This window comes from Gordonia caeni, assembly GCF_039537105.1.
In the GTDB taxonomy this organism is placed as follows: domain Bacteria; phylum Actinomycetota; class Actinomycetes; order Mycobacteriales; family Mycobacteriaceae; genus Gordonia; species Gordonia caeni.
This window is the reverse complement of record NZ_BAAAZW010000003.1, coordinates 276,168-297,329: the sequence shown is the minus strand read 5'-3', so window position 1 is coordinate 297,329 and position 21,162 is coordinate 276,168. Positions and strand designations below refer to the sequence as shown.

The window sequence follows — 21,162 nt, the reverse complement described above, 5'->3', positions numbered from 1 at the left end:
CACACAACAGAACGCAGGGCGCCCGGTAGTCCGGTCGCCCTGCGTTCCTGATGTCGTCAGTCGACGTGCGTCAGCCGGCCTCGCCCTCGGCGGCCTCGGTCAGCTCGACCGGGGCGTCGGGGACCTCGCGCGGACGCTCGGTACCGGTGAAGGTGAACTTGGCGTCCTCGCCGTCGTCTTCGCCGTCCCAGCCTTCGACGTCGACCAGGATGATCTGGCCGGCCCCGATGTCGTTGAACAGGATCTTCTCGCTGAGCTGGTCCTCGATCTCGCGCTGAATGGTGCGGCGCAGCGGCCGTGCACCCAGCACCGGATCGAAGCCGCGCTTGGCCAGGAGCTGCTTGGCCTGCTCGGTGAGCTCCAGATCCATGTCCTTGACCCGGAGCTGCTCTTCCACGCGACCGATCATCAGGTCGACCATCTTCATGATCTCGTCCCGCGTCAGCTGGTGGAAGACGATGACGTCGTCGATACGGTTCAGGAACTCCGGGCGGAAGTGCTTCTTCAGCTCGTCGTTGACCTTCTGCTTCATCCGCTCGTAGTTCGAGCCGTCGCCCTCACCGGAGCTGAAGCCCACGCCCACGGCCTTGGAGATGTCGCGGGTGCCCAGATTCGAGGTGAAGATCAGCACGGTGTTCTTGAAGTCGACCGTGCGTCCCTGACCGTCGGTGAGACGACCGTCCTCCAGGACCTGCAACAGGGTGTTGTAGATCTCCGGGTGGGCCTTCTCGATCTCGTCGAACAGGACCACCGAGAACGGCTTGCGGCGCACCTTCTCGGTGAGCTGCCCGCCCTCGTCGTAGCCGACGTAGCCGGGAGGCGCACCGAACAGCCGCGACGCGGTGAACCGGTCGTGGAACTCGCCCATGTCGATCTGGATGAGCGCGTCGTCCTCGCCGAACAGGAAGTTCGCCAGCGCCTTGGACAGCTCGGTCTTACCGACGCCGGACGGACCGGCGAAGATGAACGAGCCGGACGGACGCTTGGGGTCCTTCAGGCCGGCGCGGGTACGGCGGATCGCCCGCGAGACCGCCCTGACGGCGTCCTCCTGGCCGATGATCCGCTGGTGCAGCTCGTCCTCCATGCGGAGCAGACGCGTGGTCTCCTCCTCGGTGAGCTTGAACACCGGGATACCGGTCCAGTTGCCCAGGACCTCGGCGATCTCCTCGTCGTCCACCTCGGCGACCACGTCGAGATCACCCGCACGCCACTGCTTCTCCCGCTCGGCGCGCTCGGAGATCAGCTGCTTCTCCTTGTCGCGGAGGCTGGCGGCCTTCTCGAAGTCCTGCGCGTCGATCGCGGACTCCTTCTCCTTGCGGGCGTCGGCGATCCGGTCGTCGAACTCGCGCAGGTCTGGCGGCGCGGTCATCCGGCGGATGCGCATGCGCGCGCCCGCCTCGTCGATGAGGTCGATCGCCTTGTCCGGCAGGAACCGGTCGTTGATGTAGCGGTCGGCCAGCGTCGCCGCGGCGACCAGTGCCCCGTCGCTGATGGACACCTTGTGGTGCTGTTCGTAGCGGTCCCGCAGACCCTTGAGGATCTCGATGGTGTGCTCCACCGAGGGCTCGCCCACCTGGACCGGCTGGAAGCGGCGCTCCAGGGCGGCGTCCTTCTCGATGTACTTGCGGTACTCGTCGAGCGTGGTGGCGCCGATGGTCTGCAGCTCGCCGCGGGCCAGCTTCGGCTTCAGGATGCTGGCGGCGTCGATGGCGCCCTCGGCGGCTCCGGCCCCGACCAGCTGATGCAGCTCGTCGATGAACAGGATGATGTCGCCGCGGGTGTTGATCTCCTTGAGCACCTTCTTCAGGCGCTCCTCGAAGTCACCGCGGTAGCGGCTGCCGGCCACCAGGGAACCCAGGTCCAGGGTGTACAGCTGCTTGTCCTTGAGCGTCTCCGGGACGTTGCCGGACACGATCGCCTGGGCCAGGCCCTCGACGACGGCGGTCTTGCCCACGCCGGGCTCGCCGATCAGGACCGGGTTGTTCTTGGTGCGGCGGCTCAGCACCTGCATGACCCGCTCGATCTCCTTCTCGCGGCCGATGACCGGGTCGAGCTTGCCCTCGCCGGCGGCAGCGGTCAGGTTGCGGCCGAACTGGTCGAGGACCAGTGAGGTCGACGGGGTGCCGGAGTCCGACGAGCGTCCACCGGTGCCGGCGGCCTCGGGCTCCTTGCCCTGGTAGCCCGACAGCAGCTGGATCACCTGCTGGCGGACGCTGTTCAGGTCGGCGCCCAGCTTCACCAGGACCTGGGCGGCGACGCCCTCGCCCTCGCGGATCAGGCCGAGCAGGATGTGCTCGGTGCCGATGTAGTTGTGGCCCAGCTGCAGCGCCTCGCGCAGGCTCAGCTCGAGCACCTTCTTGGCGCGCGGCGTGAACGGGATGTGCCCGGACGGCGCCTGCTGGCCCTGGCCGATGATCTCCTCGACCTGGCTGCGGACGGCCTCCAGCGAGATGCCCAGCGATTCGAGCGCCTTCGCGGCGACACCTTCACCCTCGTGGATCAGACCCAGGAGGATGTGCTCGGTGCCGATGTAGTTGTGATTGAGCATCCGCGCTTCTTCTTGCGCCAGGACGACGACCCGGCGCGCACGGTCGGTGAACCGTTCGAACATTGTTCTCCTCCAAGTTGCTGGCCCCGGCAGCGAGCCATCTGCCTCCACTGTAGTGGTCGTCACGGCCGCCGCCACGGTGTAGTCCGTACCGACGACCCTCCCCGGCTCGCTCCGGTGGTTCTGTCGGTCTCAACGCCGCACGCTGGAGCGATGTTCCCGGCCCGGTACGCCCTGAGCGAACGGGGCTCACCTTCGCCGGCGGACCGGCGTGACAGACTGATCGCCATGTCGCGCTCCGATTTTGCACAGAGCCGTCGCCCGGGGGGCATCGCCGCGGTCGGCGTCGTCGGCTCACTGCTCCTGGTCGTGGTCGCCGGGCTGGTCCTGTGGGGTCCGTCGGCACCGGAGTACACCGCCGCCGACGGCGTGCTCCGCGACTACACGTCGGCCCCGTCGGTGGCGTGGGAACTCGGCGACGAGTCGCTCCCAGACTACGCCGGGAACGGTCCGGTCACCGTCGCCGACCATCGCGGCACGGACTGGCTGCTGGCCTATCCGTCCGGTCTGGGCCGCGCGTTCCTGCTGGTCGATGTGCGCAACGGTCATCAGCTCTGGGACGCACCGGTGCGGGCCGGACTGGGCGACTGCGCGATCAGCGCCGAGCGGCGGGTCGGCTGCGCCGTCAAGCTCGGCGACCAGCCCGACGGCTTCTACCTGATCGACGCCGACGGCACCCCGCGCACGGCCGGCCCGCTCGACGACACCGTGCAGGTGACCGCCGTGGGCGCGGACTTCCTGCGCATCAACCAGTTCGGCCGGCAGGCGAGCCTGCGCACCGCCGACGGGACCACGCGCTGGAGCCGGAGTTTCGCCGCGGCGGCCACCGCCCGCACCGACGGCGGTCTGCTGGTGGTCGGCACCGCCGACGGTCGCGGCTTCGTGCTGGATCCGGCCACCGGCGACGACCAGATCGCCTGCGAGCAGTGCGAGGTGATGGTCTACCCGCAGGGCGTGCTGACGGTGCACAGCGCACCCGACCATCGCGCCGTCGAGGTGTTCGCCCGCACCGGCCGCCGGGTGGCCGACGCCCCGGTGCGCACCGCGGACAGCATGACCGTGGTCGGCGGCGACTCGGTGCTGCCGGTGCTGGCCGGCACCGGCGCCGGCCAGATCATGGAGGACGCCGGGCACTACGAGGTGATCGATCCGGCGACCGGCGAGGGCATCTGGCAGATCGCCGACCCGGAGTTGTCCAAGAGCAACACCCGCCCGTGTGGCACGCTGGTGGCCTTCGCCCTCAAGGACCGGTCCCGCCGCTTCTACTCCCTCGAGGACGGCACCCCGCTCGGCCGGCTGGCGCCCCCGTCGATCGACGCCCCCGACGAGAACCTGGATCTGCTGCGGTGCATCGGCTCGTCCGACCGCACCGCGGTGTTCGCCAGCCGCAGCTCCGTGACCGCCTACAACGCCGGGAGCGGAACGCTGGCGTGGCGCCGCGACATCAACGGCACCGCGACCGCGGTCGACGGCTACGTGGTCCTGACGCAGGGCACCTCGCTGAGCGTGCTGCGGCCGCACTGAGTTCGAGAGCGGATCCCGCGCGGCGTCAGGCGGGCCGGGCGAGGAAGGCCTGCAGGGCGGCCGAGTACATCGGCACGTCCGCGGCGCCCATCAGCTCGCGCGCACTGTGCATGGCCAGCTGCGGAGCGCCCACGTCCACGGTGCGCAGCCCGGTGCGCGCGGCGGTGAGCGGTCCGATCGTGGACCCGCAGGGCAGGTCGGCGCGGTGGACGTACCGCTGCAGCGGCACGCCGGCGGCACGACAGGCCAGCGCGAACTCGGCCTCGCCGACCGCGTCGGAGGCGTAGCGCAGGTTCTGATTCACCTTGAGCACGGGGCCGCCGTCGATCGCGATCTGATGGCCGGGCTCGTGGCGGTCCGGATAGTTGGGGTGGGTGGCGTGGGCCATGTCGCCGGAGACGTGGAAGCTGGCGGCCATCACCCGCAGGAAGTCCTCGCGGCCGCCGCCCAGCCCGGCGACCAGACGCTCGCAGACGGTCACCAGGAAGTCCGAAGCGGCGCCGCGCTCGGAGCCCGAGCCCACCTCTTCGTGATCGAAGAGCGCCAGCACGGCGACCGTGCCGTCCGGCTCGGCGTCCAGCAGCGCGCGCAGTCCGGCGTAGCAGGTGCCCTGGTTGTCCAGGCGGGGTGCGCTGAGCAGTTCGCGGTCGGTGCCGATCAGCCGGGACGGCGCGAGGTCGTGCGTCATCAGCTCCCAGCCCAGCACGGCGCCGGGGTTCAGCCCGGCACGCGCGGCGACCCACTCGATCAGCGGCTCGGCCTCCCCCAGGCCGCGGACCGCGTCCACGTGGCGCTGCGGGTCCAGGTGGACTCCCTTGCGGTCCTCGGACAGGTGGATGGCCAGCTGCGGCACCCGCAGCACCGGCTCGTCGATCGTCACCAGCGCGTACTCGACGGCGCCGTCGGCGTCGTCGGCGTAGGCCAGGCGCCCCGACAAGCCCAGGTCGCGGTCGAGCCAGGAGTTCAGCCAGGCGCCGCCGTACGGTTCCAGCGCCACGGTGGCCAGGCCGGCGCTGCGGCGATCCGGGTGCTGTTTGACGCGCAGATTGGGACTGTCGGTGTGGCCGCCGACGATGCGCAGCGGTGCCACCGGCCCGGCGGCACCGCCGGCGCGGGCGTCGCGCCCGTCCCAGGCGATGAGCGAGCCGCCGCGGATCACGTAGCAGCGGCCGGCGACGTTCTCGCCCCACGGCTGCGTCTCGTGCAGCCGCTCGTACCCGGCCTCGTCGAGTTCCCGGGCGACGGTCGCGCAGACGTGGAACGGCGACGGCGAGGCGTCGATGAAGGCGCCGAGACCCTCGGCGCCGGCGGACGTGGCGATCATCGTCTCTCCCCTGGCGGTGGTGCGGCGGCGGTGTTGGTGCGGGCCGTCGTCAGACGCTCGCGAGCACCGCGTCGATAGCCGAGTAGAACAGGCCGAGCCCGTCGTCGCTCGGGCCGGTCAGCGCCTCCACCGCATGCTCGGGGTGCGGCATCAGGCCGACGACGCGGCCGTTGCTGCTGGCCACCCCGGCGATGTCGAGGCGGCTGCCGTTCGGATTGTCGCCGGCGTAGGTGAAGACGATTCGGCCTTCACCCTCGAGTTCTTCCAGCTTGCGGTCCGAGGCGACGTAGCGGCCCTCCCCCGACTTGAGCGGAATCAGGATCTCCGCGCCCTCGTCGTAGCGGGTGGTCCACGCGGTCTGATTGTTCTCCACGCGCAGCCACTGGTCGCGACAGATGAAGTGCAGCCCCTCGTTACGGGTCAAAGCGCCGGGCAGCAGCCCCGCCTCGCAGAGGATCTGGAAGCCGTTGCAGATGCCGAGCACCGGCAGTCCGCGCTCGGCGGCGGCCACCACCTCGCCCATCACCGGCGCGAACTTGGCGATCGCGCCGCAGCGCAGGTAGTCGCCGTACGAGAAGCCGCCGGGGACGACGACGGCGTCGACGCCCTTCAGGTCGGCGTCGCCGTGCCACAGGCTGACCGCCTCGGCGCCGGCGAGTTGAACGGCCCGGGCGGCATCGACGTCGTCGAGGGTCCCCGGAAAGGTGATGACTCCGATCTTCGCGCTCACGGTCAGACGGTTCCGCCGTCGGCGACCCGGGTCACGGCGAAGTTCTCGATCACCGTGTTGGTCAGCAGTTCCTCGGCGATGCGCTCCAGGGCGGCATCGTCGACGGTGCCGTCGACCTCCAGCTCGAAGCGCTTACCCTGCCGGACATCGGCGATCCCGCTGAAGCCGAGGCGCCCGAGGGCTCCGACGATGGCCTGGCCCTGCGGGTCCAGGATCTCGGCTTTGGGCATCACATCGACCACTACACGCGCCATCTGGCTCCGCTCCTCACAGCTCGTTCGACGACGCTCACTCTACCGGTACGCCGCGGCGGTCGATCACACCGCGGCCTCGACCGCGGCGATCACCTCGGGGGCGTCGGGTTCGGTGCGCGGGCGGAACCGTCCGAGCACCGCGCCGTCCGCCCCGACCAGGAACTTCTCGAAGTTCCACTGGATGTCGCCGGCCTCACCGTCGGCGTCGGGCGTCTCGGTGAGCGCGGCGTACAGCGGGTGGCGGTCGTCGCCGTTGACGTCGGTCTTCTCCAGCAGCGGGAAGGTGACGCCGTAGGTGGTCGAGCAGAAGGTGGCGATCTCCTCGGCCGACCCGGGTTCCTGCCCCATGAACTGGTTGCAGGGCACCCCGACCACGGTCAACCCGCGGGGCCCGTAATCCTGCGCGAGTTGCTCGAGTTTGGCGTACTGCGGAGTCAATCCGCACTTGGAGGCGACGTTGACGATCAGGAGCGGACCGGAGAAGTCGGTCAGCGCCACCTCGCCGCCGTCGAGCGCGCGTACCGGAATGTCCTTTATGCCATGCGAATTCTGCGTCATGCCCCACACCCTAGTGACCACGGTGAGGAAGGTCACCGGTAATTGTGTTGCAGCAATAGTTGCGCCTGCGGAACCATATCGGAGTGCCTGCCACCTCTCCGACCCTCGATGCGACCGCCACCTGCGTGGCGGACTTCATCGACCGCGTGCTGAGCTCGGCCAAGGTCACCGCCGTCGATTCCATCGCCGCCACCGAGCTGACCGTCTCGCAACTGCGGATGATGTTCGTCCTGGCGCGCTGCGCCGGCCCCAGCCCGGTCAACGAGGTCGCCGACGGCGTGGGTCTGTCGCTCGCCGCGGCCGGGCGCGCCGCCGATCGCCTGGTGGCACTGGGACTCGTCGACCGCCGGGAGGACGACCGGGACCGCCGGGTGAAGCGTCTGTCGCTCACCGATACCGGCCACGACCTGCTGGCCGAGCAGTTCCGGGTGCACGCCGAGTTCGTCCGGGGACCACTCGCGGAGGTCCCCACCGACGTCCGCACGCGCCTCCACGACGCGGTGGCGGCAGCCGCCCAGTACCTGCCGGCAGCGCACATCTGCCGACCCTGACCCTTCCCGCCAACGACGCTAAGGAACCTCATGACCCAGGCCTCTCCGGCCGCCCCGGAAAAACTCGGACGCGACGTCTTCGTCGTGGCCGGCGTGGTGGTGCTCGGCGCCATCATGTCGATCCTGGACGTCACCGTCGTCTCGGTGGCGCAGCCGACCTTCATCAACGACTTCGGCACCACCCCGGCCGGCGCCGCCTGGTCGATGACCGGCTACACGCTGGCCCTCGCCGCGGTGATCCCGATCGCCAGCTGGGCGGTGTCCCGATTCGGCACCAAGAAGGTCTACATGACCTCCCTGGTGCTGTTCGTCATCGGTTCGATCCTGTGCGCCATGGCGACCAGCATCGGCACCCTGGTGGCCTTCCGCATGATCCAGGGCGTCGGCGGCGGCCTCCTGATGCCCGTCGGCATGATGATCATGACCCGCGCCGCCGGCCCTGAACGGGTCGGCTCCGTGATGGCGGTGCTCGGCATCCCGATGCTGCTCGGCCCCATCGCCGGCCCGATCCTGGGCGGCTGGCTGATCGAGATCGCCTCCTGGCACTGGGTCTTCCTGATCAACATCCCGATCGGCATCGTCGCCGTGATCTACGCCTGGTTCGCACTGAAGGACGACGCCGAGAAGACCCCGGCCTCGATCGACTTCGTCGGACTGCTGCTGCTGTCGCCCGGTCTGGCCCTGTTCCTGTTCGGCGTCTCGTCGAGCGCCGAGCACAAGACCTTCAACAACACCGGCGTGTACATCCCGATGATCATCGGCGGACTGCTCATCATCGGCTTCGTGTTCCACGCGCTGCGCCGCAAGAATCCGCTGCTGGACCTGCGGCTGTTCAAGAACCGGACCCTGGCCATCTCGGTGATCACAATGGTCACGTTCATGGTGGCGTTCTTCGGCGCCTCGCTGCTCTACCCGCAGTACTTCATCACCGTGCGCGGCGAGTCCACGCTGATCGCCGGCCTGCTGCTGGCCCCGCAGGGTCTCGGCGCCATGCTCACCATGCCGATCGCCGGCCGGATGACCGACAAGATCGGCCCGGGCAAGTTCGTGCTCGGCGGTCTTGTGCTGCTGCTGATCGGCGTGTCGGTCTTCACCCAGCTCGGCCCGGACACGTCGTACTGGCTGCTCTGCGGTGCGCTGTTCGTGCAGGGTCTGGGCATGGGTATGACGATGATGCCGATCATGTCCTCGGCGCTGGCGTCGCTGCGCGGCTCGCAGGTGCCGGACGGTTCGACGCTGGTCAACGTGATCCAGCAGACCAGCTCGTCCATCGGCACCGCGGTGATCACGGTGATCTACACGGGAATGGTGACCGCAGCGGCCGGCCTGGCGCAGCTGTACAACACCATGCCGGACAAGCTGCCCGAGGAGTTCACCTCACTGCCGCAGCAGGTGCAGGACGCCGAGATCGCCAAGGGACTGGCGGACGCCTCCTCGGCCTTCGGCAACACCTTCATCGTCGCCGTGGTGCTGGTGGCCCTCACCTTCATCCCGGCGTTCTTCCTGCCGCGCAAGCGGATCGCTGCAGCGCTCCCGGAAGAAGTGATGCTGGAAGGCACAGACGGCAAGCCGAACCCGCCGGTGATCATGCACTGATCCCCGACAGGAAAGCTTCGACGGCGCCCCGGAAGACCTCCGGGGCGTCGTCGTGTATCAGGTGCCCGGCACCGGGCACGCGCAGATGGATCGCCGACGGACTGCGCTGCGCCATCTGCGCCATCTGGCCGGGCGGGGTCACCGAGAACTCCGCCTCCAGCAGCAGCGACGGCACCTCGACCGCCGACCATTGTTCCCAGAAGTCGCGGCCGCCCCACTCCTCGGCGATCGCCGTCCACACCGGGAGGGATCCGTGCAGCGCACCGTCGTCGAAGGCCTCGTAGAAGTACCGGCCGGCCACCGGCCCGAAGTACGCGACCGCCTCGTCGAGCCCGGCGAAGCGCTCCGGCCAGGTTTCGAACCACGGCTGCCAGGTGCCGGTGGTCTGTCCGCGGAAGTCCGGCGCCATGTCCTCGACCACCACCGCCGACACCAGCTCCGGGTAGGCCGCGGCGGTACACCAGGCGTGCAGGCCGCCCATCGAGTGCCCGATCAGCACGGCCGGACCGCGGTCGATCCAGGTGAGGATCTCGGCGACGTCGGCGACGAAGCGCTCGGTGGCCAGGTCGGCCGACTCCGGGGAGCCCACGCGGGCGGCCCCCTGGTGGAAGGCCGCGTCGAAGGTGAACACGCGCCCGTATCGGCGCAGCCAGGGCACCTGTCGCTGCCAAGTGCGGCCGCGGCCCATCAGGCCGTGCAGCAGCACGATGGCTCCGCAGCCGTGTCCGTCCGCGTCCTCCAGATCGCTGCCGTGATCGAGCAGCCCGGCCGTCGCTTCCACGGGAGTCGACCTTAGCCGCCGCGGCCGCACCGGGCCCGGCTTCCCTGGCCCCTCGGCCCTGTCGGGCCCGGTCGCGGACTGCGTAAGCTCTGCGTCATGAGCATTGTGAAGATCAACGCGATCCACGTTCCCGAAGGTCAGGGCCCCGAACTCGAGAAGCGCTTCGCCGCGCGCGCCGGCGTCGTCGAGAAGGCGCCGGGTTTCCGCGGCTTCCAGCTGCTGCGCCCCACCAAGGGCGACGACCGCTACTTCGTCGTCACCCAGTGGGCCGACGAGGAGAGCTTCGCCGCCTGGGCCAACGGCGACGCCCGTGCCGCACATCAGGGCGACCGCAAGCCCGTGGCCACCGGCGCGGACCTGCTGGAGTTCGACGTCGTGATCGAGGTGGAACCCAAGTCCTGACCGGACCGGGAGTTCTGCCGGAGTCGTTCCACACCGACTTCGGATACGCGCACTCGGCCGAGTGGGCATATCCGAAGTCGGTGCGCGGCCGGTCGAGGTGAATGCGCGTCGGCGGCGGAAGCGCCCGACCGGCGCGCGCAAGGGGCTCCCATCCGACTAGAACGTGTTCTAGAATTGGGGTGATATCCCCAATCTCAGGAGCATGCATGTCCGTCACCACGCCCATCGAGACCGATCAGCTGTACATCGGCGGACGCTGGGTCCAGCCGCACTCCACCGAGCGCCTGGAGGTTCACTCCCCCGCCACCGGTGAGCTGGTCGGCAGCGTGCCGGCTGCCGATGCGACCGACGTCAACGCCGCCGTCGGCGCAGCGCGGGCCGCATTCGAGTCCGGTGTCTGGCGGAACACGCCGCCGACCGAGCGCGCCGCGGTGATCCGCCGCGCCGCCGATCTGATCAACGAGCGGTCCGCCGAGATCTGCGCTCTGGTGTCGGCCGAGATGGGCGCCACCCCCGGCGACGTCGCCACCCTGCAGCAGCTCGCCGGCACCGGCTGCCTGGCGGCCTACGCCGACGCGACCGACGCCTACCCGTGGGAGGAGAAGCGCACCGGCCTGTTCGGCGAGACCCTGGTGGTCCGCGAACCGGTGGGTGTGGTCGGCGCGATCATCGCGTGGAACGTCCCACTGTTCCTGCTGTGCAACAAGTTCGGCCCGGCACTGTCGGCGGGCTGCTCGGTGGTGCTCAAGCCGGCGCCCGAGACCCCGATCAACGCGAACCTGCTCGCCGAGCTGTTCACCGAGGCCGGTGTGCCCGAAGGCGTGATCTCGGTGGTGCCCGGCGGCGTCGAGACCGGACAGGCCCTGGTGGAACACCCCGAGGTCGACAAGATCACCTTCACCGGCTCCACCGCCGCCGGACGGATCATCGCCGCGCGCTGCGGCGAGACCCTCAAGCGCTGTTCACTGGAACTGGGCGGCAAGTCGGCGGCCATCGTCCTCGACGACGTCGACATCGCGGCGGCCGCACCCATGCTGGTGTTCTCCGGCATCCTGAACTCCGGGCAGGCCTGCGTCGCGCAGACACGTGTACTGGTTCCCCGTTCCCGCCACGACGAGATCGTGCAGGCGATGGTCGACGTGGCCGCCACGTTCACCCCCGGCATGCCCGCGGATCCGGAGACCAAGATCGGTCCGCTGATCAACGACAAGCAGCACGCGAAGGTGACCGGCTACATCGAGCGCGGCAAGGCCGACGGCGCCACCGCGGTCCTGGAGGTGCAGGCCCCCGAGATCGGCACCGAGAACTGGGTGGGACCGACCATCTTCACCGGCGTCACCAACGACATGGCGATCGCCCGCGAGGAGATCTTCGGCCCGGTCATCAGCGTCATCGCCTACGACGACGTCGACGAGGCCGTCGCCATCGCCAACGACTCCGACTACGGACTGGCCGGTTCGGTGTGGACCAGCGACGTCCCGCGCGGCGTGGAGCTGGCCAAGCAGGTGCGCACCGGCACCATGGGCATCAACTGGTACGCGATCGACCCGTCGTCGCCGTTCGGCGGCTACAAGGGCTCGGGTATCGGCCGGGAGAACGGCCGTGAGGGCCTGGAGTCGTACCTCGAGCACAAGTCGATCCTGATGCCGATGGGCTACTCCTCGGACTCCTGAGGCCGCTCGGCGGGCGTCAGCCCGTCGGCACCGGCTCGGGGGCCGGCTCCGTCGGAGCCGGTTCCCCGGTCGGCGGCACCGAGGCCGGGATGGAGACCTGCGGCTGGTCGCCGTCGCCGTCGCCGTCGACCAGATCCTTCAGCGTCTCGTCGTCGATGATCTGGGCGTCGTTGATGATCCAGGTGTCCGAGCGCCGCTCCATCGTGTAGACGATGCGGCTCGGCGTCACCTGGATGTCTTCGCTGTCCGCGCGGGAGGCGGACTGGTTGATGAACAGCAGGACCTTGGCGGTGTCCCGGGTGTTCTCGACCACCCCGGCGCCCTGGTCGGTGATCGTCGAGACCACCTTCTGCTCCTTGACCTGCTCGGCGATGCGCTCGCCGAGGATGTTCCGCTCGTACTGCTCCTTGGCGGGGCCGGTGAGGTGGGCCATCATGAAGTTGATGTTGTCGGAGATGTTCTCCGGGGTCCACGCGTACATCTTCTGCGAGTACAGCTTGGCCGCTTCGAGCGCACTGGCCCGAGACTTCTCCACCGCGTCGGCACGCGCGTACATCACGCCCAGCACGATGGTCACCACCAGCACGGCGGTCACCAGGAACGCGAAGATCCCGGCTCCGATTCTGCGCACGCTCACCAGACGAACTCCAGATCTGTCACTTTGAGTTCACCGTTGATCCGCGTCATCCCGACCTGGTAGCGGAAGGTCTGGAACAGCGGTTCCTGCGAGCCGTCCTTGGTGCGGCTCTCCCAGCCGACCACCATCAGCACGGTGCCCTCGTCATCGGTGGCCTCGCTGACCGCCTCGGTGAGCACCGTCGTCTTGGTGACGGCGTCGCCTTCGCGGATCATCTCGGTGACCTGCTTCATGTTGTCGCGGAAGACCTGCTGGGCCCGACCGCTGGTCTTCTCCATCGCCAGCTTGTACATGGCGTCGGCGTTCTCCGAGTCCAGCGTGGTCATCTGCACCACCACCTGCCGCGCGAAGCCGGCGTACTCGGCGCGCAGCTCCCGCTGGTGGTCGATGCGCTGATAGCCGACTGCGAACAGGATCGACAGAACCACTCCGGCCACCAGGACCAGGGCGACAGTCACCAGTGCCGTCACCCGCAGTGCTGTGCTCGCGTCGACGGTGCTGCGGCGGGTCTGCGCGGCCGCCTCGCGGGCGCTTCGTCGGCTTTGGGCGCCGATCCGCCGGTCGCGGTACGAGACGGTGTCGGCCGCGGCGTCCTCGGTCACCGCCTCGTCGGTCGCAGCCTTGTCAGTCGCGGCGGCATCGGTCGCAGCCTTGTCGGCGGATGCGTCCGCCGTTCCAGCTTCGTCAGTTCCAGCCTCGTCGGCGCCGGCCACGTCGGACGCTGCGGCGGGCTTGCGCTTCTTCGGCTTGCGCCCCAGCGGGCTGGTCTTGCGCACCACCGGCGACGCCGCCGAGGGCTTGGCTCCGGACTCGACTGCCCCTGCTTCCGCCCCGGCCTCCGGGGAGTCGCCTCCGGCCTCCTGCGGGGTGCCGGTGGCGTTCTCGCCGGCGGTCTCCTCGGGCGTGTCTCCGGGATTGTCGTCTCCGGGGTTGTCGTCGTCGGGGTTCAGGACTCCACCGTCTTCGTGATCAACTCGTACCATTCGGTCTTCTTCGTACCTGCCTGTTCGCCCAGCCCCGCGTTATACGTCTTGCCGTCCGGGCCGATGAAATCCCCCGTCTCCGGATCGTACGTGGTCGCGTAGGTGGCGGGTTCGGGGTCGTAAGCGGTGGGGCTGCCCGGCACCACCTGGCCTGCGGGTTGCCTCGGCAGGTTGGTGAACGGCAGGCCGTTGGGGAAGGCGACGTTGTCGCGCGGGGACACCTGGAAGCCGGTCTTGCACTCCTCGGGAGTCGGCGCGCGCCGGCCCGGGTACTCCACGCACGGGAAGTTGCGCGCACCGCGCACCGACGACTGCGCATTCTGCGGCAGCCGGCACAGCATGCCCGGCGGCAGATCCTGCGGCGTCTGTTCGCTCGGGAACCGCCACTCGGAGGTCGGCAGGAAGCCGACGGTGCAGGTGGGCGGGTCCTGGAAGCCCAGGGTGAAGTTGACGTTGGGGCCGTACGCGCTGGTTCCGTTGTTGATCGCGGTGATCAGCGCCGCCAGCACGCGCGGATACAGCACGATGGTCTGCTGGAGGTTCGGCAGATACACGGCCATGGTGCGGGCGTCCACGCTGAGGTTGGCGATGGCCTCCGGGAACGAGACGCTGATGTCGCTGAACAGCTTCTGCGCCGCATCCGCCGTCCCCGGCCCCTTGTTCAGGATGCCGGTGATGTTGGTCTTGTGCGCGCGCAGCTGATCGGTGACCGTCGTCAGGTCGTTGGTCCAGCTCCGGATCTGATCGGCGGTGCGGTTCTGCGTCGCCAGGATCGGGCCGGTCTCGTCGATCAGCGCGTTGACGGTGTCGACGTTCTTGTCGGCCGCGCCCACGAACAGGATCATCGAGTCCAGCAGCCGCTGCAGGTCCGGACCGGTGCCGTTGAAGGCCTTGAAGGCCTCGTCCATCACCTGCCGGAGCTGGGTGTCGCCGACCGCGTCGAGCAGGGCGTCGGCCTGATCGAGCATGGACGAGATCTCCACGGGCAGGTCGTCGACCTCCACCGTGGCGCCGTTGCGCAGGTACTGCCCGTCGGGATTCTCGGGCGGGGTGAAGTCGACGAACTGCTCACCGACCGCCGACACGCTGCGCACGGACGCTTCCGAATCGGAGGGGATGTCCGCCGACGAGTTGATGGTCAGTTCAGCGCCCACGCCCTCGGGGGTGAGCCACATGCCGGTCACCTTGCCGACGTCGACGCCGCGGTAGCTGACGTTCGCGTTCTGGTAGAGCCCGCCCGACGACGGCATCTCCAGGGTCACCCGGTAGCTGCCGACCCCGAACATCTGCGGGATGCGGATGTAGAAGACGGCCATCGCGACGATCGCGACGACGGTGACCAGCGAGAAGATGATCAGCTGGCCGCGAACGAAGTTGGTGATCTTCATCAGTTCCCTCCGCGCTTACTGGACGCAGGCGCCTTGGTCGACGACGACGGCGTGCGCGGACCGGTGCTCTTCGGCGTGGACGTCGGGGCCTGCCGGTTGGGCTCCTGCCCGAACGGCGCGGTCAGCGGGTTGGCCGACTTGCGCGCATTGCCGGCGTTGGCGCCGAGAAGCCCCTCCGGGCCGGTGAGCCCGATCGACGTCAGCATGGTCTTGTTGAGCCGGTCGAAGGTCAGGTCGAGCACCAGGTCCGAGTTCACGTAATCGCCCTTGACGACGGTGTCGATGCTGTCTTCCACGAACGGGAAGGTCAGCAGGATGCGCAGCGAGTTGGTCAGCGCCGGACCGGTCGAGGCGAGCTGCGAGAGCAGTTCGCGCATGTTCGCCGCGATCACTTCGATGTCCTTGCCGTTGCGCTTGAGGACCTCGTTCGCGGTCTCCGCCAGGTCGCCCACCGACCCCAGCGCGGTCACCAGATTCTGCCGCTGGTCCACCAGCAACTGCAGGATCTGCGGACCGGAGGCCAGGGCGCGCTTGACCGTCTCCTCCTGGGAGTTGATCTGCGCGCTCAGCCTGTCCAGGCCTTCGGCGGCGGTGATGATGTTGCCGGTCTGCTTGTCCAGATCCTTGACCACGGTGTTCAGCCGCGGGATCAGGCTCTTCAGGTCCTCGCCACGCCCGCCGAAGGCGGTGCTCAGTTCGCTGACGATCTCCCCCATCTGGGAGAGTCCGCCGCCGTTGAGGACCACCGACAGCGAGCTCAGCACCTGCTCGGTGGTGGGATAGCGGCACGGGTCCACCGTCTGCGCGGAGGTGACGTCCGGCACCGACTGGCCTTCCGGCTGGGGAAGGTTGCCCGGCTCCGGGCAGTTCGCCAGCGGCAGGCTGCCGCCGGGCTGCACGTACTTGCCGTCGGTCTTCTCCGGCGCCACCAGCTCCAGGTGCGACGACCCCAGGACGCTGGTCATGCCGATCATGGCGTGCGACCCGTCGGGCACCTTCACGTCCCGGTTCAGGCGGATGGTGACCTTCGCGTGCCAGTCGTCCACCTCGATGTCGCCGACACTGCCGACGGTGGCATCGGTCATCATCACCGGGGCGTTGCGAACCAGTCCCGCGGCCGAGGGGATTCGCGCGGTGATCTGATAGGCGCCCTCGCCGGTGCCCTGGGCGCCGATCGCCGAGGCGCGCGACACCACGTCGGTGCTGCCGCACGCGGACAGCGGGATCGCCAGCGCCACGACGGCGAGGAGGGCGACGAGCCTGCGGGCGCTGACAATGCGGACGCTGGGCATCAGTTACCCCCGAACGGCAGGAGGAGCTTGAGCATCGGATCCGCCGGCGGCGGCTTCTGGCTGGCGGCATCGCGCTCGCCGACCCCGGCCTGCGCGCGCTGCTTCACGCTCTGGTTCTGGTACGTGATCTGGTCCGGTGTGGCGGTGCGGCCGATCAGCGGGTTGGCCATGAACGGCGGGAAGTTCACCGCGAGGTCGCCGATGATCGGCGCCAGCAGATCCACGCACTTCTCGATGTCCTCCTCGGAGTCCATCGGACGCTCGGTGGACGCCATCGACCCGCACAGCAGGGTGATCAGGTTGTTGCCCATGCCCAGACCGAACACACCGTCGAGCGAGCCGGTCAGCGGGTTGTAGATGTTGAAGAAGTTGGCCAGCTGGTTCGGGGCCGAGTGCAGCAGCCCGCGGAGTCCCTCGTCGTTCTCCTTGAGAGTCTCGGTGAACGGAACCAGCTTCTCCATGCTCGACGAGACCGCCGCGGTGTTGCTGTCCAGGAAGCCCTTCAGCTCGCCGAGGGCCTCGTCCAGGTTCTCCATCGCATCCCCGAGGGCTTGATCGCTCTCGGCCAGGATGCCGCTGACCGACGCCATCCGGCCGTTGAACTGCACCAGCTGCTCGTGGTTCTGCGAGAGCAGTCCGGTCAGCTCCTGCAGGTTCTTGACCGTCGCGAACAGGTCGTCGCGGTTCTCGGCGATCGTGCCCATGACGGTGGACATCTCCTTGAGCGAGGTGGCCATCGCTGCGCCGGTACCGTCCAGGTTCTCCGCGGCCACGTCGATCAGGTCGGCCGCGGTGCCCTGTTCGACCGCACCGTCGGAACCGTCCTGCGGGCCGAGCACGTCGCTGAGCTCGTTGAGCTGATTCTTCACGTCGTCCCACTCCATCGGCACCGCGGTGCGGTCCATCGGAATGTCGGTGTTGGCCGCGGTCATCTGCGGACCGGCCGAGTACGACGGCGTGAGCTGGACGAACCGCCCGGACACCAGCGACTGGGCGACGATGACGGCGCGGGCATCGGCCGGGATCGGCACGTCCTTGTCCACCCGCAGCACCACCCGGACGTCCCGGTTGCGCGGCTCGATGGTGTCGACGCTGCCGACCTTGACGCCGATCACCTTCACCGGGTCGCCTTCGTACAGGCCGGTGACCGACGGGAAGTAGGCGGTGATGGTGCGGGTGGTGGCCTTCTGGACACCGAACCAGACCAGCATGGCGACCAGACCGATCACCACGACGATCGCGATGGCCGCGATGACGCGCTGGGTGAAGGAGAGCCGGGAGACCCGATCGGACATCGCCATGTCAGCGGCCTCCTGTCGTCGTCGGGGCGGTGGAGCCCGCGGTGTTCCTCGGCTGCGGTGCCCTGCTCGACGGCGTCGGGCGGGGCACGTCCGGGCTGCCGCGGTCGGGTGCCTGCGACCAGTTGTCAGGCACCAGCGGGAAGCCGGAGTACTTGGTGAAGTACTCGGCGGCCTCGGGATACTTCTGCTGCAGCACGCGCATGAAGGTGCCCATGTAGTCGCCCCAGGTCGGCAGGCCGACCAGCGACGAGAAGTAGGGGCCCGAGCTCACGGCTTCGCCGAGGATGTTGGCGTACGGGCCGAGGTTGTCGATCGCCTTGGAGAAGTTCTCCGAGTTGTCGTTGAGGATGTCCAGGACCCGGCCGAACTTGTTCAGCACCGGCGTCAGCTGCTCTTCGTTGTCCTTGACGAAGCCGGTGAGCTCGGCGCTCAGGTTCTTGGTACCGGTGATCACCTTGCCGATGGCCGCCCGGCGCATCTGCAGTTCGCCGAGGAGCAGGTTCGCGTCGATCAGCATCTGCTGAAGCTGTTCGCTGCGCTCGCCGACGATGTCGGTGACGCCGCGGGCGCGGTCGAGCAGTTCGTTGAGGGAGTTGTCACGGTCGGCGATGGCCGCCGACAGCCGTCCGACGCCCTCCACGGCGCCCTGCATGTCGCCGGGGGTGTCCTCGAAGGCCTCGCTGACGGTGCGCAGCGCCTTGTTCAGTTCGTCGGTGTCGGTCTCGGTGAGCGTCGACACCGAGTCTTCGAGGGCGTCGGTCAGCGAGTACGGCGCGACCGTCTGGTCCACCGGGATCGACTCCCCGGGACGCAGGCGCTGATCGCCGAGCGGGGTGATGGTCAGGTTGCGCCGGCCCAGCACGGTCTCGGTCTTGATGGCGGCGCGGGTGCGGTCGCCGAGCACCACGGTGTCGTTGAGCCGGAAGCCGACCTTGGCCTGCATGCCGTCGTCGGTCTGCGCCAGCGAGATGTCGGTGACGTTGCCGACGTGCACGCCGGCGACGGTGACCACGTCGCCCGCGGTCAGTCCCCCGGCGTCTTCGAAGTAGGCGTCGTAGGTGGTGATCTGCGAGAGGAAGGGCAGCCGGTCCATCTGGAGCGCAGAGAGCACGACCATCGCCGTGAGCACCACGCCGATGACGCCCATGGAGACGCGGGAGCGGCCGGCGCCCCGGCGCGGCGGGCGGGGCTGGAGCGGCTCGGGCAGGTCGGCGGTTCCGTCGTTCGCGGTCGGCTCGGCGGGCCCGGTCTGCTCGATCGGCTCGATGCGTTCGGTCGGCTCGTTGCGCTCGGTGTCGTCGGTCATGGTGCGCACCTCCCTCCGGCCTTGGTCTTGTCACCCATCGCGTCGATGGCGGTGAAGAAGTACTGCGAGTTCCCCGGTCCGGGCAGCAGCAGCCGGATGCGGCAGAAGTAGATCTGCAGCCAGGCCCCGTAACTGCCGAGGTTCGACAGGGTCTTGAAGTCGCCGGGCAGATTGCCCAGCAGTTCGCGGATGAACGGCTCGGCCTCCAGTGCCTGCTCGGAGGTCTGTCCGAGGGACGCCAGCGTCCCCTTGATGTCCGGCCGGGTGACCTGCAGCAGGTCGGCCATGCCGGTGGAGGCCGCGGCGGACTGGGTGATGAAGTCGCCGATCACGTCGCGGTCCCCGGAGAGCCCGGAGATCAGCTGCTGCAACCGGTCCACGCTCTCGTCGAGGCCCTTGTGGTCGGACTGCAGGATGCCCAGCGTCTTGTTCAGGTTGTCGATCACCGAGCCGATGAGCTTGTCCCGGTCGGCCAGGGTGTTGGTGAACGAGTCGGTGGCCGCCAGCAGTTGCTGCATGGCCGGTCCCTGTCCCTGGAAGACCGCGATCAGCGCCGCGGACAGCTCGTTGACCTGCTCACCGCTCATGGTGCGGAACAGCGGCTTGAATCCGCCGAGCAGATTGTCCAGATCCAGTGCGGGCTCGGTCTGGTCCACCGGGATCTGCGCACCGGCGTCCAGGTATTCGCCCGGGGCGCCGTTGCCCGGCCGCAATTCCAGGTAGCGGTCGCCGGTCAGATTCTCGTACCGGATCAGCGCTTGCACCGACTTGGGCAGCCGGTAGTCGTCGTTGACGGTGAACTTCACCTCGGCGACGTTGTCCCGGGTCAGGTGGATCTTCTCGACCACGCCCACGTCGACGCCGGCGATCTGGACGTCGCTGCCCGATTTCATGGCCGAGGCGCTGGTGAAGATCGCGGTGTACTTGTCGGTGCTACCGGACTGGTACCGGCTGAACACCATGAAGAGCCCGGTCATCACCAGCACCATCACGACCACGAAGACGGACAGCTTGATGACGGTGGCGCGGAAGGCCCGCGCCCGCTTGTCCAGGCGCTTGCCGCCCGGTGACACATTCGCCTCAGCCAACGCTCGGCCCCCCGAACAGGAGGTTGAACAGCTTGAACGGCTGCACCTTGGCGGTGGTGCGCGGCTGGTACGGCTGCGGCGCGTTGTCGATCACGTAGAAGTCGATCTTCTCTTTGGAAGTGATGTCGGTCAGGCCGCCCTCACAGGTGGGCGGGCCGTCGCCGCGCACCTCGGGCAGGTCTTGGGGCCAGCGGTACGGGTCCTGGCCGGGGATCAGACCGGCGTCGAGCAGCAGCATGCCGTTGCGTCCGCCCAGCAGCGGCACCGCCACGTCGGCACCGTTGGAGGCGCCGATGATGAAGCAGCGCAGACCGGGCGCCTGGCGGCCGAGCAGCTGGGTGACCGGGTTCAGGTCGGTCAGCGTGGCCATGAGGTCTTTCTTCGACGTCGACAGCACGTCGTCGGCCGTGTTGGCCATGCCGGTCACGTTGATCAGCAGCGCATCCAGGTTCGCGGTGTTCTCCACCAGCAGCTCACCCAGCACGGTCGAGTTGTCGACGATCCGCATCAGGTCGGGCATGGCGTCGGCGTAGACGTTGGTGGCCCCTGCGGCCTGAGCGAGCAGCCGGTTGAGTTCGGGCAGGTGCGGGATCGTCTCACCGAGGAGGTGGTCGAGTTCGGTCAGCGCGATGCCCAGACGTTCCCCGGTGTCCGAGAGCGCGCCGGCCAGCGCACCGATCGTCACGTTCAGCTTCTCCGGCTCCAACTCGGCCAGAACGTTCACCAGCTGCTGGTACACGGTGTTGAGCTCGACGACCACGTGCTCGGCGGAGATGGTGGACCCGCCCTTGAGCTGGCCCTCGCCGCCGCCCTCGGGGATCCGCAGGTTGACGTCTTTGGCACCGAAGATGGTGTTGGACTTGATGTCGGCGCGAACGTTCGCCGGCACGAAGTGCAACTGGCTGGACTGCATGTCCATTTCCAGGACCGCCTGGTCGCCGGCGTTCTTGACGCTGGTGACCCGGCCGACCTCCACGCCGCGCAGCTTCACCTTGGCGTCCGGGCTCATCACCAGGCCGGCGCGCGGCGCGTACAGCGTCACCTTCTGGGTGCTGGCGAACCATCCGAGGAACTGCCCCGAGGCCAGGACGACGATGCCGATGAGCAGGAACACCATGATCGCGGCAGCGATCTTCCGGACTCCGTTGGAACGACTGTGCATCTGA

At 68.7% G+C, this 21,162-nt stretch carries 19 protein-coding genes; 5 read left to right on the top strand and 14 right to left on the bottom strand.

Annotated elements, in window-relative coordinates:
• Window positions 1-70: 70 nt before the first annotated feature.
• Window positions 71-2,611, bottom strand: a complete 2,541-nt coding sequence (locus ABD732_RS06515) for an ATP-dependent Clp protease ATP-binding subunit (RefSeq protein ID WP_344781811.1) — start codon at window positions 2,609-2,611, stop codon at window positions 71-73.
• A gap of 225 nt (window positions 2,612-2,836) precedes the next feature.
• On the opposite strand from ABD732_RS06515, the gene ABD732_RS06510 reads away from it, so the two are divergent.
• Window positions 2,837-4,132: an outer membrane protein assembly factor BamB family protein gene (locus tag ABD732_RS06510; protein ID WP_344781809.1), complete on the top strand. Its 1,296-nt coding sequence runs from the start codon at window positions 2,837-2,839 to the stop codon at window positions 4,130-4,132.
• A 25-nt stretch (window positions 4,133-4,157) separates the two neighbouring features.
• Here ABD732_RS06510 and ABD732_RS06505 read toward each other — a convergent pair whose 3' ends face one another.
• The 4 genes from ABD732_RS06505 to ABD732_RS06490 form a co-directional block, all read right to left on the bottom strand.
• A complete protein-coding gene (locus ABD732_RS06505) occupies window positions 4,158-5,456 on the bottom strand; it encodes a M18 family aminopeptidase (RefSeq protein ID WP_344781807.1) in 1,299 nt (432 codons plus the stop codon).
• Window positions 5,457-5,505: 49 nt separating this feature from the next.
• Window positions 5,506-6,186: a phosphoribosylformylglycinamidine synthase subunit PurQ gene (purQ, locus tag ABD732_RS06500; protein WP_344781805.1), complete on the bottom strand. Its 681-nt coding sequence runs from the start codon at window positions 6,184-6,186 to the stop codon at window positions 5,506-5,508.
• 2 nt (window positions 6,187-6,188) lie between these two features.
• Window positions 6,189-6,440 carry a phosphoribosylformylglycinamidine synthase subunit PurS gene (purS, locus tag ABD732_RS06495; RefSeq protein WP_344781803.1) on the bottom strand — a complete coding sequence of 84 codons (252 nt, stop codon included), beginning with the start codon at window positions 6,438-6,440 and terminating at the stop codon, window positions 6,189-6,191.
• 63 nt (window positions 6,441-6,503) lie between these two features.
• Window positions 6,504-6,998, bottom strand: coding sequence for a glutathione peroxidase (locus tag ABD732_RS06490; protein WP_344781801.1), 495 nt, complete (start codon window positions 6,996-6,998; stop codon window positions 6,504-6,506).
• Window positions 6,999-7,081: 83 nt separating this feature from the next.
• On the opposite strand from ABD732_RS06490, the gene ABD732_RS06485 reads away from it, so the two are divergent.
• Window positions 7,082-7,549 (top strand): MarR family winged helix-turn-helix transcriptional regulator, encoded by a 468-nt coding sequence (locus tag ABD732_RS06485; protein ID WP_344781799.1) that lies wholly within the window; start codon window positions 7,082-7,084, stop codon window positions 7,547-7,549.
• Window positions 7,550-7,579: 30 nt separating this feature from the next.
• The gene (locus tag ABD732_RS06480; RefSeq protein WP_344781797.1) at window positions 7,580-9,145 is read left to right on the top strand and encodes a DHA2 family efflux MFS transporter permease subunit; all 1,566 of its coding nucleotides are present in this window, start codon (window positions 7,580-7,582) and stop codon (window positions 9,143-9,145) included.
• Here the strand turns inward: ABD732_RS06480 and ABD732_RS06475 are convergent.
• Window positions 9,135-9,926: an alpha/beta fold hydrolase gene (locus ABD732_RS06475; protein ID WP_344781795.1), complete on the bottom strand. Its 792-nt coding sequence runs from the start codon at window positions 9,924-9,926 to the stop codon at window positions 9,135-9,137. The two genes, ABD732_RS06480 and ABD732_RS06475, sit on opposite strands and share 11 nt — an antisense overlap.
• Window positions 9,927-10,022: 96 nt before the next feature.
• Here ABD732_RS06475 and ABD732_RS06470 point away from each other — a divergent pair, with 96 nt between their 5' ends.
• Window positions 10,023-10,328, top strand: a complete 306-nt coding sequence (locus ABD732_RS06470) for an antibiotic biosynthesis monooxygenase family protein (RefSeq protein ID WP_344781793.1) — start codon at window positions 10,023-10,025, stop codon at window positions 10,326-10,328.
• 206 nt (window positions 10,329-10,534) lie between these two features.
• Complete coding sequence (locus tag ABD732_RS06465) at window positions 10,535-12,001, top strand: aldehyde dehydrogenase (protein WP_344781791.1); 1,467 nt, start codon at window positions 10,535-10,537, stop codon at window positions 11,999-12,001.
• 16 nt (window positions 12,002-12,017) lie between these two features.
• On the opposite strand, the gene ABD732_RS06460 is transcribed toward ABD732_RS06465, so the two are convergent.
• The 8 genes from ABD732_RS06460 to ABD732_RS06425 form a co-directional block, all read right to left on the bottom strand.
• Window positions 12,018-12,638: a hypothetical protein gene (locus ABD732_RS06460; protein ID WP_344781789.1), complete on the bottom strand. Its 621-nt coding sequence runs from the start codon at window positions 12,636-12,638 to the stop codon at window positions 12,018-12,020.
• A complete protein-coding gene (locus ABD732_RS06455) occupies window positions 12,635-13,621 on the bottom strand; it encodes a hypothetical protein (protein ID WP_344781787.1) in 987 nt (328 codons plus the stop codon). The genes ABD732_RS06460 and ABD732_RS06455 overlap by 4 nt, the downstream gene beginning before the upstream one ends.
• A complete protein-coding gene (locus ABD732_RS06450; RefSeq protein ID WP_344781785.1) occupies window positions 13,585-15,009 on the bottom strand; it encodes an MCE family protein in 1,425 nt (474 codons plus the stop codon). Before ABD732_RS06450 ends, ABD732_RS06455 begins: the two co-directional genes overlap by 37 nt.
• The gene (locus ABD732_RS06445; RefSeq protein WP_344781783.1) at window positions 15,009-16,301 is read right to left on the bottom strand and encodes an MlaD family protein; all 1,293 of its coding nucleotides are present in this window, start codon (window positions 16,299-16,301) and stop codon (window positions 15,009-15,011) included. The genes ABD732_RS06450 and ABD732_RS06445 overlap by 1 nt, the downstream gene beginning before the upstream one ends.
• The gene (locus ABD732_RS06440) at window positions 16,301-17,596 is read right to left on the bottom strand and encodes an MCE family protein (protein ID WP_425553002.1); all 1,296 of its coding nucleotides are present in this window, start codon (window positions 17,594-17,596) and stop codon (window positions 16,301-16,303) included. Before ABD732_RS06440 ends, ABD732_RS06445 begins: the two co-directional genes overlap by 1 nt.
• Window positions 17,597-17,603: 7 nt before the next feature.
• Window positions 17,604-18,749, bottom strand: coding sequence for an MCE family protein (locus tag ABD732_RS06435; protein WP_344782026.1), 1,146 nt, complete (start codon window positions 18,747-18,749; stop codon window positions 17,604-17,606).
• Between the two features lie 155 nt (window positions 18,750-18,904).
• Window positions 18,905-19,960, bottom strand: a complete 1,056-nt coding sequence (locus ABD732_RS06430; RefSeq protein ID WP_344782024.1) for an MCE family protein — start codon at window positions 19,958-19,960, stop codon at window positions 18,905-18,907.
• 28 nt (window positions 19,961-19,988) lie between these two features.
• Entirely contained in the window at window positions 19,989-21,158 is a 1,170-nt protein-coding gene (locus ABD732_RS06425) for an MCE family protein (protein ID WP_344781779.1), read from the bottom strand.
• Window positions 21,159-21,162: the final 4 nt, after the last annotated feature.

Excerpts from the sequence above, each read along its gene's own strand:
- ABD732_RS06515 (WP_344781811.1), bottom strand. The coding sequence starts at position 2,611 with ATGTTCGAACGGTTCACCGACCGTGCGCGCCGGGTCGTCGTCCTGGCG.
- ABD732_RS06510 (WP_344781809.1), top strand. The coding sequence starts at position 2,837 with ATGTCGCGCTCCGATTTTGCACAGAGCCGTCGCCCGGGGGGCATCGCC.
- ABD732_RS06505 (WP_344781807.1), bottom strand. The coding sequence starts at position 5,456 with ATGATCGCCACGTCCGCCGGCGCCGAGGGTCTCGGCGCCTTCATCGAC.
- purS (WP_344781803.1), bottom strand. The coding sequence starts at position 6,440 with ATGGCGCGTGTAGTGGTCGATGTGATGCCCAAAGCCGAGATCCTGGAC.
- ABD732_RS06490 (WP_344781801.1), bottom strand. The coding sequence starts at position 6,998 with ATGACGCAGAATTCGCATGGCATAAAGGACATTCCGGTACGCGCGCTC.
- ABD732_RS06480 (WP_344781797.1), top strand. The coding sequence starts at position 7,580 with ATGACCCAGGCCTCTCCGGCCGCCCCGGAAAAACTCGGACGCGACGTC.
- ABD732_RS06470 (WP_344781793.1), top strand. The coding sequence starts at position 10,023 with ATGAGCATTGTGAAGATCAACGCGATCCACGTTCCCGAAGGTCAGGGC.
- ABD732_RS06465 (WP_344781791.1), top strand. The coding sequence starts at position 10,535 with ATGTCCGTCACCACGCCCATCGAGACCGATCAGCTGTACATCGGCGGA.
- ABD732_RS06455 (WP_344781787.1), bottom strand. The coding sequence starts at position 13,621 with ATGGTACGAGTTGATCACGAAGACGGTGGAGTCCTGAACCCCGACGAC.
- ABD732_RS06450 (WP_344781785.1), bottom strand. The coding sequence starts at position 15,009 with ATGAAGATCACCAACTTCGTTCGCGGCCAGCTGATCATCTTCTCGCTG.
- ABD732_RS06445 (WP_344781783.1), bottom strand. The coding sequence starts at position 16,301 with ATGCCCAGCGTCCGCATTGTCAGCGCCCGCAGGCTCGTCGCCCTCCTC.
- ABD732_RS06440 (WP_425553002.1), bottom strand. The coding sequence starts at position 17,596 with ATGTCCGATCGGGTCTCCCGGCTCTCCTTCACCCAGCGCGTCATCGCG.
- ABD732_RS06435 (WP_344782026.1), bottom strand. The coding sequence starts at position 18,749 with ATGGGCGTCATCGGCGTGGTGCTCACGGCGATGGTCGTGCTCTCTGCG.
- ABD732_RS06425 (WP_344781779.1), bottom strand. The coding sequence starts at position 21,158 with ATGCACAGTCGTTCCAACGGAGTCCGGAAGATCGCTGCCGCGATCATG.